6 protein-coding genes and 1 pseudogene are annotated in these 13,027 nt (G+C 45.7%); all 7 read right to left on the reverse strand.

Annotation, left to right across the window (positions count from 1 at the left end):
• Nucleotides 1-79: 79 nt before the first annotated feature.
• Entirely contained in the window at nucleotides 80-1,900 is a 1,821-nt protein-coding gene (locus GSF01_RS07035; RefSeq protein ID WP_159882330.1) for a cache domain-containing sensor histidine kinase, read from the reverse strand.
• Between the two features lie 155 nt (nucleotides 1,901-2,055).
• Nucleotides 2,056-2,166 (reverse strand): GH32 C-terminal domain-containing protein, encoded by a 111-nt coding sequence (locus tag GSF01_RS30325; protein WP_159882331.1) that lies wholly within the window; start codon nucleotides 2,164-2,166, stop codon nucleotides 2,056-2,058.
• Between the two features lie 860 nt (nucleotides 2,167-3,026).
• Nucleotides 3,027-6,326, reverse strand: a complete 3,300-nt coding sequence (locus GSF01_RS07045) for a hypothetical protein (protein WP_159882332.1) — start codon at nucleotides 6,324-6,326, stop codon at nucleotides 3,027-3,029.
• A 505-nt stretch (nucleotides 6,327-6,831) separates the two neighbouring features.
• A complete protein-coding gene (locus tag GSF01_RS07050; protein ID WP_159882333.1) occupies nucleotides 6,832-7,383 on the reverse strand; it encodes a dihydrofolate reductase family protein in 552 nt (183 codons plus the stop codon).
• 269 nt (nucleotides 7,384-7,652) lie between these two features.
• Nucleotides 7,653-7,826 (reverse strand): annotated as a pseudogene (locus GSF01_RS07055) (small acid-soluble spore protein H); the annotation flags it as partial.
• An 868-nt stretch (nucleotides 7,827-8,694) separates the two neighbouring features.
• Complete coding sequence (locus GSF01_RS07060; protein ID WP_159882335.1) at nucleotides 8,695-9,009, reverse strand: hypothetical protein; 315 nt, start codon at nucleotides 9,007-9,009, stop codon at nucleotides 8,695-8,697.
• A 227-nt stretch (nucleotides 9,010-9,236) separates the two neighbouring features.
• A complete protein-coding gene (locus GSF01_RS07065) occupies nucleotides 9,237-12,962 on the reverse strand; it encodes a chitobiase/beta-hexosaminidase C-terminal domain-containing protein (RefSeq protein ID WP_407945748.1) in 3,726 nt (1,241 codons plus the stop codon).
• Nucleotides 12,963-13,027: the final 65 nt, after the last annotated feature.

Raw genomic sequence — 13,027 nt, forward strand, 5'->3', positions numbered from 1 at the left:
CGCTTTCATCATAACGTAACGGCAGCGACCGATCCTACTCTAAAAAACGTGAAATGGTGGACTTTTTCACAGAAAACCCTTACAAATTCGCTCCAGGCAGTGAAATGATCACTTTCGTTCCTTCATTCAGCTTGGATTCGACCTTCACGCCATATTCTTGTCCATAGATGAGCTTCACTCGCTTGTTTACATTCTCGATGCCGATCGATTTGCTCAAGCTTGCCGTATCTTCAGAAACTGTCAGAACACGGGCAATCGTTGCTTCATCCATGCCTTTGCCGTTATCCTCAATCGTGAAGATTCGCAGCCCATCCTTAATTCTCCCCGATACGCGGATCCAGCCTCCTTCTTCCCGATCCTCAAGGCCGTGAATCAGTGCATTCTCGATAAAGGGCTGCAGGAAAAATTTCGGCACCGAATACCGATTCAGCTCCGGATCCAGATGATACTCAATCTCAAACTTGTCCTCAAAGCGTTGGCACATGATGTATTCGTAATTCTGTAAATACTTGACGTCTTCACTAAAGGCAACCTCGCCGGATTTTTTCGCGGTGTATTCCAGCATCTCCGACAGCTCCACTAGCATATTGCTAATGACGGTCTGCTTGTTTTCGATAGCCATATAATTGATGATGTTGAGTGTGTTGTATAAGAAATGCGGGTTGAACTGAAAGTTGAGCGCCTTGAGCTCCGCCTCCATTTCTTTCATGTGCGTCTCATAGTTTTGCTCGATCAAGGTCTGGATCTTATCGTTCATCTGATTAAATTTATGGATAATGAGATTGACTTCGCTCGTACCCTGAGTTTCAATTTTGGTGTTAAAATTCCCCTCACCGATCTGTTTGATTCCCCACATCAGCTTTTTCAGCGGCATCGTAATCCGGCTCGAGAACAAAGAAGCCAGTAGCACCGAAAACACCAGAATCAAGATCGTGGAATACAGCGTGTAACTGAACATATTCGGCACGGTTGCAAGCAAATTATCATAAGGAATAAAAACTGCGGACAACCAGCCTGTCGTGGGAATCCGGTCAAAGCAGACCACCATCTTCTGTCCGTTCACCCGTACATATTCGGTACCGCTCTTCTCTGCCGAGACACTGGCGAGCCATTCACGTGTTACAGGCTTAGAAGCCGACTGATCTGAGGTGGACACGACCTCGCCGTCTTGTGTAAATACGTAATAATACGAACCTTTCACCGTAAGGCTTCCCTTGAAAGCGCGGGTGATCATCGACTCCTGAAAATTGACAAGCAGAATCGGTCTCTCCGCATCCTTGTCCATAGGCCGAAGTAAATTGTTCGTAACATGTGCCAGATTAATCAGCCGCGTTGCGGTAAAAACATACTGATCCTTCGTGCTGGCAATCGCCGAGGAGGAGAAATACTTTTCCAACAGGTTATATGTAGGAATCCAAGTCGTTTGGTCCACAGAATGCAGCCCTGTCTGGTAGATGTCGGAAGCGGAGAAGTTTTTTTTGGGTATCCAAAAATACGGATTTTCTCCGAAGGTGTAGTCTTTCGTAGCAAGATTGACCGAAAAGACATCCTCCGACGTCGGAAAATATTTTTGCAGAATCCTCGTTATTTTCCGGTCCGTTTCGTAATCCAGATACCTCTTTTGCAAATCGGTCGTATTGAATAATTTGTACAAATCCTCATCCAAGTGCATGGTGATCGCGCTCTGTTCCACGGTTGAAAACTTGGCGTTTAGCGATTGATTGCTGCTTTTCACCAAGCCCAGAAGCGAGCTGCTTGCATTTTGCAAAATGACCTGCGAGCTCTTCACGTAGTAGCCTACGCCAAGAACCGTCATCGAGACGGCGATCAGAACGATATATGATACCGTCAGTCGCATCCTCAAACTCATATTCGTGTAATGTCGAAAGTATGTCCTCATTGTCATCCCCCTGTGCCTACTACTCAACAAAGTTCTTATCATGGACTATAGTAAAAAAGAAGTAATTCCGCAAGAGACTGGGACCCACCTTTGTATACCGTCGATTCCCTCTTCTCCATTGGCAAACATCTTGATCCCCAGACTTGCAGGACCGGTTAGATACGATTTGTCATCGTCAGAACGCCATCATTTGCAAAGATCTCCAAAGACGAACGATCAATAAATATGAGTGTCTTGATAAATCCATACTTAACCTCCATCACCATGTGCCAACGAATTCTTTTAACCTTTGGAAACCCAATGTCGTTTGTACCGTACTTCTTTCACTAATTAATCATGTGTTTCTCTCGGTACTGACCAGGGCTATCTCCCCTCAACAAGCAAAAGAACCCTTATATAATAAAGATTCTTTAAAGGGGACTATTATGTCGATATACACTTCATTTGGTATCATATATCATATATCCCATTTTCTTAGTCAAATAAGAAATAAGTCGTTTCCAAAAACATAAAAACGATATCGACAATGGATACCGTTCAGTTCCGTTATTTAGGGCTTTAAATATAATTAGTGAAAATTTAACCGGAAAAGTTTGCAGCTCGTCCGGTCATTTGTCAGACGCTCATAATTGGTTATCTCCAACACGTGACAAGAATTACTACCTTCGCGCAGCCGGCTCACCGACTCCATCACGGATGCCCCTCTGGCCTTATTTCTGGCAACAGATTTGCCCACGAGTTCATCGCGTCGCCGATGTTGACCTGGACGATCCGAATTAGATTCATAGAAGTTGCCCCCATTTAGAAGCTATTAAATCTAGTTTGTTTCTTATGTGAGGTTGCACCGCACAAGCCTCTATGATCAGCCAAGTAGTTAACGAATATGCGTGTAGCGGAGCACCACGACGCCTGAGCCGAAGTGTTTGGCCCCGGTCAACTTATGATTCAGACGATCACGAACTCTACCCAATAATTCTGTAGAAAATCGTTAGGATTAGGGTTTTAACATGGAAAAGCCGGGAGCTCTTGTTTTGGAGTTTCCCGGCTTCTTGGACTTATTCAGTACATTAGGTTGGTGGTACATGTTACAATTCTGTTTCTCGTACATCGGACAGGTATCACCTGGTTATTGCGCGGTTATCCGAAAGGGTTCGCTTTTTCTTTTACCCATGGCTTGAGCAGTCAACAGCAGCTCTTCACCGGCGGTAAGCTGTTCGGAAATGTTGTGCAAGAAGCCGCGATAGGAAAATCTGCCGTACGGCGAAACGGGAAATGAATGCAAATAAGTGCCATCTGTCTTCGTTAATATCACTTCGGTCCACTTATAGTCGGATTCGGCTTCTGTTATGCCGCTAATATGGATAAAACCATTGGCAAGAACGCTTCTGTCTGTAACGGAAGGCATGGTCGTTTGAGTTGATGCTTGGACCGTTGCCTGGGTCGGGCTGCTGGGTGCTTGCCCAAGGATCGTAGCGGTCATCGTCAGCCTATCTCCTACTTGAACGGATTCAGGATTATTGACAATGAAGTAACCGTCAGCGAATGGTTCAACAACAGCAACTACTTGTCCATACGTGCTATTTGTGATGGTAACTTTCGACCCAAGAGGGGCCCAGCCGGTAATCAACATGTCATTCACGAAGTCTGTCGTAACAGGAGCCGCTTGTCCTTGAAGAGCTTGTACGATGACTTTGGCCGGTTCGCTGATGCTTTTCCCATTAGCTTGAGCTGTCAGGTAAAGCTCCTCGCCAGCCGTTAACGTGATGTTGGAACCGGTCAAGTGTAATGCAAGGTTAAATATACCATCTTGGCCTACATGTGAACTTGTCACAATGGTTCCGTCCTTCTTGGTTAACCTGACCATAGACGGCTCCGCTGTTCCTGTTAAGGCTACTTCGTTCGTATATACGCTGCCTGTAGCCGTCGGCTTTGTAGTTTTGTATGGTGAAAGAACCGTAATCGGCAGCGGATTGCTTTTTTCTTTCCCGATGGCTTCTGCAGTAATTAGTAGTTTCTGATCTAATAAGAGCTTCTCAGAAACATACAAGTAGTAAAATCCATCGTGTCCTGCAACATTATCTGTGATGGTATTTCCATTGGGATGTGACAATGTAACTACAGCTTTAGGCTCCGCGTACCCACGAATAAAATAAGCGTAATCATAGACGTTGTCAATGACAGTAGGTGTATTCGTCTGTCCATGAGTAGGCTGTACAATAAGTTTTAGGGGAGCGCTCGGTTTTCTGCCATACTCTTGAGCAACCAGTTCCAACTCTTCACCAGCAATCAGCCTAGGAATTGTACCCCAATAAGGCCAATTCATAGTAAATGAACCATCCTGGTTTAGATAGGAACTATCCACGTACGTCCCGTCCTTTTTGGATAACGTAACCTTTCCAAATGTCGATCTTTCAACCGTTCCTGAAAGTAATAATCCGTTTGTGTATACCGCTCCAGTTACGGTCGGTATTGCCGTTGGCGGAGACGCTTGAACAATAATGGACAGCGGATTGCTTGTTGCTTTGCCAAGCAAGGTTGCAGTTACTGTCAATTCTTTGCCTGCCGTGCTCTCATAGTAGTAGAAGCTGTAATATCCATCGTATACCGAAGCGGTAGTTGTCATGGTGTGCCCATAGACATTAGTAAGTACAACTAAAGCACCCGGCTCTGCATACCCTGTTATCGGGTCATAGTAATCGTAGACGCTGCCAATGACTGTTGGCACTTTCGTTTGTCCTTGAGTAGGCTGTACGATCAGCCTGACCGGACTCCCCTTTTTCACGCCGAACTCCTCGGCATTCAGATATACCTCTTCCCCAACCGTTAGTTCGGAATCTTTAAACATGGAATGTATTTTAAATGAACGATCGTAGTAGTAAACAAATGCACTTGCCAGGTAGGTACCGTCCTTCTTGGTTAACGAAACCGTGTTCAGGTATGGTATCGCTTCTCCAACGCTTCCTGTAAGTGTCGCTCCATTGGTGTATACCGCTCCGGTTACGGCATGTATATGCGATTTGGGCTCAGTCGATTGAACCGTGATGACTAACGGATTGCTCGTGGCTTTGCCGATTACAGTTGCTGTAAGTGTCACTTCTTCTCCAAAAGACAGTTGCCTAAACAAACCTAAGTCGTAATTACCTCCGTAAGTATTAGCAATGACTGTACCAAGATGTTCGCCAGTACGCGTTATTGCTTGCAACAGCGCACCCGGTTCAGCGTATCCGGCAATCGAATAGGTAGCCTCATATACACTGCTGCTAATGGTTGGTACAGTGGTTTGACCGCGGGTAGCCTGTACGGTAATTTTAGCGGGTTTGCTTTGTCTTTGGCCATGCGCTTGAGCTATCAGGTGAAGTTCTTCTCCTGCTGTTAATGTAACGCCGGAGTTATGCAGAGCTGGCCCTATGGCATAGTTGCCATCCTGGGTGCTAAAGCTTGCAAGCGTAGTGCCGTCCGTTTTCGTTAACGTAACCGTTGTTGATGTTTGCGGTGGAGAAGCATCAGTCGCCCCTTTAAGGTCCAATCCGTTCGTATATACGTTACCGATTACGGTCGGGGTGGCAGTCGTTGGAACCGGCTGGACTAGGATCGAAAGGGGTTTGCTCGTTGCTTTGCCAAGTAAAGTTGCTGTAAGAGTCAGCTGCTCACCCGCCAGCAACTGTCTAGACAAGTCTAGGCTATAGCTTCCATTGTATGTACTGGTTATAACGGTCTCTATCTTGGCGCTATTAGTTGTTTTCAACGAAAGTAGCGCACCAGGCTCAGCAAACCCATAAATTCGATTTGAATTTTCATACACACTATGACTGATTGAAGGGATGTTCGTTTGACCTTGTGTAGCCTGTACGATGAGCTTTACCGGATCGCTCTTTTGCTTGTCATAAGCTTGAGCCGTCAGGTACAGCTGCTCACCTGCCGCTAACCTTACGTTAGAGTCATATAGTTTGGGTGAGATGACAAAAGTTCCGTCGGCGGAAACCATCGCTCCTTCGAGTTGGGTACCGTTCTTTGTAGTTAACGAAACCGTGGTCCATCTGTTTTGTAGTGATTTTTCAGCGGTTCCGCTCAAGGTAATCCCGTTTGTGTATACATGTCCTGTTACCGTCGGCATTGCGGTTTTCCATTGAGTAGTTGCCAACGCGGCGTTCTTGCTAGTGGGTTCACTGCTGATTCTTGTACCCGCTACTGAATTGGTGGTAGGTTCACTGCGATCTACCTGTTCGGCGGACTGGACTGAACCGTCCTCCAACATATTTCTATCTTCTGTGTCTAGCAGGTTAAGTGATTCTTCCTGGGGGTATGAAATATCCGAAGTATTCATTGGTACTGGAGTGCTGAGTGATGTTGTTGGCATTAATAAGCTATACAACATGATAAATACAAGGATCCTGCTGATTTTATTGCTTAATTCCCGCACGAACAAAATGGGTCGCCTCCCTGGAAACCATATTTTAGTAATACCCTTTCGATCACAGCAACAAGTCAACTGGTACTTATATACGTTGATAGGAAAGGTATCCAGGTATAATATACCATTATTAAATAGATTTATCTTGAAAATTCCCAACAGGATTACCTAACTTCCCGAACTGAAACTCCTCGAAGGATTGCTTAATCTCCTACCGGCAGTTAATCACGTACTGTCCGTGGAGTTAATTAAATAGGTATGAAAAAAAGAGATAGCTTATGGAAATCCCATAGTGCTTTCTCTTTGTCTAGGTTACTCAAGGTTAATTTTGTCATTGTGGTATTTGCCCAGTAGTCATAAACGTCAATGTTGGAGTAAGACAAAAGTCTTGTTACACCGGAGTTTATGAAGATATTAAATCGAGCTTGCTTCTTATGTGTGCTTGAATATGGCCGCTTTGAACTAGCGTTCGCCGTTAGCCATACATGCAGCGCATAAGCCTCGATGATCAGCCAAGTAGTTAACGAACGGGCGTGTAACGGAGCACCACGACGCCGGAGCCGAAGTGTTTGGTCCCGGTCAACTTAAGATTCAGACGATCACGAACACCACCCAATAATTGGGGGCCGCGTCCGGCAACGATTGGCTGTACCAGGAAGTGATACTCATCCACCAATCCTAGTTGAGCCAGGGTGGAACCGAGGCCGGGACCGCCGTTAACGACTAGGCTCTTCCCTTCTGTCGTAAGCTTTGGCACCTCCTCGGAAACAGGCCCCTTCAACAAGAAAGAGTTCTGCCACGACACGTGATCCAGCGTCCGCGAGAAGACGTACTTGGGTTTCCGATCGAGTTTGCGAGCAAAGTCGACCATGAATTGAGGTCCGTCGCCGCTGCTGGCAATAGCTGGCCAAGCACTTTCCATCAGCTGGTAGACTTCTCGTCCAAAAAGCAGACCATCGGACTGGTCCATCAGGTCCACTGTATACTGGTGTAGCTCCTCGTCCGCAATCACCTGCGTATGGTCACAGCAACCGTCCAGTGTCACATTCATCATCAGGATTACACGTCCCATATGCAGCCTCCTTTTTTCTACATTTTATCATCCAAAAGCAGGCTCGGTTTCTCACCGATTGCTAAATGTGTACATAATGATGGGAGATTAAACAATTTCTGCTCATTAATTGAGAAAAGACAGCGGTCCGATGTGGTCCGCTGCCTTCTCATGTTGATATTCAACTCTCGGTTGCAATAGCTTAGTATTTGATATCATCACCAGTTTTTTATTTATTTAATCGATGGGCATTTCATATTAATGTCTCCCATCTCTAACCTTTGAGATCGCTCGACTAAACTGCTTAAAGGGACGCTTTGCTCGTTTTCTGGATTATCCAAAGGATAAATTCTGGCAGTTTCATTCTTTTCATCGACATGTTGGATGTAGATTGGCGTCCCGTTATAAGTGACATCAACCATGGTAGGTGAATCTGCAATTTCTTGTGCCCGTTGATTATTCATTATTTGGCCTCCTTTACGTACTAGTTACATTATTTGTGTATGTGAAAGGATGTATTCATAAAAAGGCACCTATGTATTTCCTGAGCAATTAGTGCCCAACTCATCGATAAACTGTTCGAAGCTGCTGGTTGTTTAGGTATTCGTTTCTAGTACCATGAGGGTCGATGCCGGTGACATTCGTCCAGTAATAGATACAGAGTGAGTGATTTAACAAAAGTTTGCATTTACAGTATACTATTGAGGAGAATCCGAGGTTTTATTTTCGGGTTCTCCTTTTAAGGTATTTGTGTTGCGAGCTGTTTAAACCAATTTTATAAAGTGGAGGGCACAATGATTTGGAATAAAATCAGAAAGCACACCCTGCTGCCATATTTCTTTATCTATGGACCACTTTGGTTTTATATAGTAACTGGAAAGTTTTATTCGTACTTTACTGTGTTGTCTTTCCTAATAGGAGGGGGGTTATTTGTGGTGAGAAATCACATCCTGCTCAAAGGGGTAATACCCACAAAATTCATATTAATCGAACTGTTATTTGCGATAATTTGCATTTATGTTGTATTCTTCTCTAGCGTTCCGGACTACATGAAAGCAACTATTTTCGTGATCTCTTTATTTATCTTTATGCCAATCTACTTTAAATTTTTGGACGTATCATTAAAAAAGGCTTATTTTAATCAGCAATAAATTAGGCATGGCTTCCTGAATGCGTAAAATCTGTCGGGGTATCCATGAAGGATTTGCCCGTGCGACTTTTGAACAACATGTTAAAATAATTCGGAGTCACAACTACATGTCCGGCAGGCTTTGCAATGTCGCATGAATACCATTTTAAATCATAAGTGCTTGTCTTAGCTTACTAGTGCTATTAATGAATGTTGGACTTGTTTGCTACCCAGGATCCTCCTTCATCTGTACTCCGGTAGAACATCGTTGCCGATCGAAGTGCCCCTTTTACTGCAGCTTCCACGGTAGGAAAACGGTTTTCCTCGGAAATCTCCAGATCAGCCTGATCCGCTCCCCGATAATAGTGGCTGATCTCATAAAAGTAACCGTCCATCCGGTTTCTTAGAATTTGAATTCCAATTTCTTTACCATCTATGCGAGCTTTAAACGACGAGACGATTTCGAGCACCGCTTGGATATCCGCATGAATATGCTCTAGCTCCGATAAATCGAACATTAAGGTTCCCCTCCCCTTTCGCTGCCATAATCTGCTTACATTATTCCTTGATCTACAGGAATTATGCATAGATATAATTGCTTTTCAAATATTGCCCCGCTATTAAGTAAGGAAGTTACCTGCTGGGGCTTCAAGTTCATAGTCATCCTTATCTTCGTCGAATAGAAGGCTTTTCTCGGGCGGAAAGATAGACGGAAAAGAGGGCTCGAAGGCCCTCTTCATTCCTTTTATTTCAAATAAGCACCTGTTTCACCAATTTTGCCTTTGCCATTGAGCACATACACTCTTGCATTTCCTTTGCCGGAGCACTCCAGCGTGATGCTGCCGTTCGATACCGTCTTGGTATCGCCCGTCACTGCGTCAACATAGATTCCGTTGGGGATTCCCGTAAAGGTCGCATTTCCGGAAATCGTCACCAGCACAAAGCTGTCGATCCCCTTAGCCGTATCTGTAAATCTTCTCTTGAACGCCAGATCGCCGCTTACATTCTCCGTGGAGTACTGACCTTTTTGCAGGGCCGGAATGGCTCTTCTGATCAGGTTCAAGCTTCGGATGTGCTGCGCCAGAGGATGTTGGAGCGATTCCGCAAGCGTACCGGTCGCATTCGTATACTTACCGTAGTCGGTTACCGTCACGCTGCCTTCGATGCGTTCTCCAAAATATGCGCGGCCCGTTGTGCTTAACGGAGCGTTCGGACCTACATCAATCACTTTGCCTTTCTGGAATTCAACTTCACTGCCGTAAAAAATCGCCGGTATGCCCCGGAAAGTAAACATGAGATTCAGATTTTCCGCCCAAGTATCCTGCGTGCCGGCGAATCTTTGATTTTCCGGAGCTTGGTCAGGCGCGTAATCATGCGAATCGATGTACGTTACGTTCCAAGTTGCATCATTGTAGTACTGGTCTCCGCTTCTCAAGCTGAATGCTTCTCTTGCCGTCTTAAATGCCCAATGCATCGGGAAGTCGATCACATCCATGCCCGATTTCTTCGAGTAGTCCGGCGTATGGTAGTTGTTTCCATTTAAGAAAGCGTTGTTCGATGTCGGTTGTCCTGCTGTCGATATGTTGTCTGCCCAATGTTGTTCAACGGACGCCTTGTTGGAAGCGTAGTCATTCTTGCCGTCGCCCGGATAGGATTTCGATTCTTTCCAAGTATAGAATGGTGTCGAAATCGCCGGAATGCCGCTGTTCCACACATCCCGATAGCGGGTAGCCACTTCGCCGAAGATAAAGAAGTTCGAGCCGCCTCTTTCCTTCCAGGCAGGCAAGAAATATTTATTAAAATTATAACGGCTCACATGCTTCACCGTATCGATGCGGAAAGCGTCAACCCCCATATCGATATACTTATTGTAGGTGTCTGTCAAATATTGGACAACCCTCGGGTCTTCCGTATTCAAATCCACGCAATCCCCTGCAATCTGCCCCGTTTGTACGGTGTAAGATTCCCAAGAAAGACTTTTCTCGGTATGGTATATATTGTTGTTAATTCCCTCAGTCTTCATCAAAGCGAGTCTTGCCTGATACTGCTGCTCGGGTGTCATAGAATCGTAGTTTGCAGGCAGCTTATCTGTAATTTTGATCATGTTATTGACTGTATCCGGTTTAGTCGGGTCTTTCTTGAACATCGGGAACAGATTCTCTTCACCGAAATTGCCGGTATGATTGACCACGATATCCTGAATAATTTTGAGCCCTTTGGCATGAGCCGCATTAATCAAATCTTGGTAAGAGGCACCAGCCGACTCATAACGCGGGTCCACTTTGGAAAAATTAATCGCATGGTATCCATGATAATCATAACCGCTGGCATTTTGCACGACAGGCGTAATCCAGATGGCGCTAAAGCCAAGGGCTTTAATGTAGTCCAGTTTTTGAATTAGCCCTTTGAAGTCGCCGCGCCATGCCGGGTCTGAATCAGGATTTCCTGCTTTGGCGTCATCCCAGGCATGCTCGTTGTTGCTCGGATCGCCGTCATAAAATCGGGAAGTAATAACGAAATAAATCGTGTCCTCGCGGAAATCGCCTCCGCTTTTTCCAATGTTATAGACAAAGCTCTGCGTTGTCTGATTGCCAGCGCCGTCAATAACTAAGAATTTCATAGTCGTCGACTTGGAAATCAGGATCGACGGTCCGGTCAAGCCGGCCGATGCATTACCGGCAATATAGGTTGGGGAACTTTTCGACGGTTCGGTGCCATCCATTGTATAGTACGCGGTTGTAGTTGCAGGCTTGTTATCTTTCACGTTAAAGGATACCGTTACTGCTGTCTCGGAGCGTCCTACCGGCAAATTTGGCGTGATGCTAGGAGGCTGCGTATCGGCATTCGGATCGATAACATAAGCGAAGGAGCTCACGCTTCCTTCTTGACCGGCTGAATTGATTCCAAACGCTTTGATCGTCATCGTTGAAGCAACTTGAATCGCTGAGGTGTAAAGTGTTGACGATCTCGTAGGCGTAGATCCGTCCGTCGTGTAGTAAATTTTATCTCCATTATTGGTGCTAGATAGCGTCACCGTTTGGGCGGAGTCGTATGTTTTCGGCTCAGGCGAGACCGAAATCGCTGGAATTTTGGGACTCTCTGGATTGACATCATACCAGACGTTATCGGTGTAATACCAGCCTTCTTTGGCGCTGCGCGTCAAATCCACCGTTTGTTTGCCGCTGCCGTCATTAAAAATCAAGCTCGTGCTTGTTGCCCCGCTAATCGTATAGCTGTACCAGTCGTTGCCATCGGACTTCATCAGAATGCCCGGCCATGCGCCGCTCGTTGCTACAGTTGTCGGAAGCAAGTTCCAATAGTGGATTCTGACCGCTGAATTCCAGTTCGAAGGTTTTTTGACATGCACCGTTAACCCGGTTGTCTTGGGGTCAATCACATAAGCGAAGCTGTTTACACTGCCCTCCTGACCGGCCGCGTTAACTCCGAACGCTTTGATGGTCATCGATGATGCCACTTGAATCGCTGAGGTGTAAAGTGTTGATGATGTCGTAGGAGTAGAACCGTCCGTTGTGTAGTAAATCTTATCTCCATTGTTGGTGCTAGATAGCGTCACCGATTGGGGGGTACTGTATGTTTTCGGCTCGGGCGAGACCGAAATCACAGGGGTTTTAGGGCCCTCCGGATTTGAATCATACCAGACGTTATCGGTGTAATACCAGCCTTCTTTGGCGCTGCGCGTCAAATCCGCCGTTTGCTTGCCGCTGCCGTCATTAAAAATCAAGCTCGTGCTGGCTGCCCCGCTAATCGTATAGCTGTACCAGTCGTTGCCGTCTGACTTCATCAGAATGCCCGGCCACGCGCCGCTCGTTGCTACAGTTGTCGGAAGCAAGTTCCAATAGTGGATTCTGAGCGCTGAATTCCAGTTCGAAGGTTTTTTGACATGAACCGTTAACCCGGTTTGGGCTTGGGGTGTATCACCGGGTAAAACGGTTACATAGTCGAGATTAATATTTCCGCTATCTCCTGAATCATATTTATATGTGATCGTATTATTCCCTGCAATTAACGTAAGGGATTCCGTTTTGTCCCCCCACGTATCCCAATTTGCCAAATTTGGCAGAGTCGTCTTTTTGACGGCTGATCCATTGACAATGATGGAAACCGTTTTGGCACTGCCTGTCGCATTGGCATAGCGGAGCGTTGCATCATAACTTCCTGCTGAAGTAGCCTGAACGGTAAAAGTCGTGGTTGCACCGGCATTTTCGTATCCATCGATAAAGCCAGTTCCGGTGTACCCGCTGTGATTGGTATTTAGCTTAGCCCCGTCTGATAATGCAGCATTTTCAGCCTCGTATTTTCCATTGGCAGCTGCCGCTGTCGTATTTTCATGCGTAACTGGATCATTCGTATTAGATACGGCCACTGCCCCGCCCGTAAACGTAAACAAACTCAAACAAATCGAAAATACAAGAAGCAAAGTAAACAGTTTCCTTGATATGCTTTCTTTCAAGTGTACATCCTCCTCTTTGTAAAGGCATACTAGCTTCCAAATAAATCAGCAAAATCGACCTTCAA

Source organism: Paenibacillus puerhi (assembly GCF_009846885.1).
GTDB lineage: Bacteria > Bacillota > Bacilli > Paenibacillales > NBRC-103111 > Paenibacillus_G > Paenibacillus_G puerhi.

Bases quoted from the DNA above. Each gene is read 5' to 3' on its own strand.
- GSF01_RS07050 (WP_159882333.1), bottom strand. From the start codon at position 7,383: ATGGGACGTGTAATCCTGATGATGAATGTGACACTGGACGGTTGCTGT.
- GSF01_RS07060 (WP_159882335.1), bottom strand. From the start codon at position 9,009: ATGTTCGATTTATCGGAGCTAGAGCATATTCATGCGGATATCCAAGCG.
- GSF01_RS30325 (WP_159882331.1), bottom strand. From the start codon at position 2,166: ATGGTGATGGAGGTTAAGTATGGATTTATCAAGACACTCATATTTATT.
- GSF01_RS07035 (WP_159882330.1), bottom strand. From the start codon at position 1,900: ATGAGGACATACTTTCGACATTACACGAATATGAGTTTGAGGATGCGA.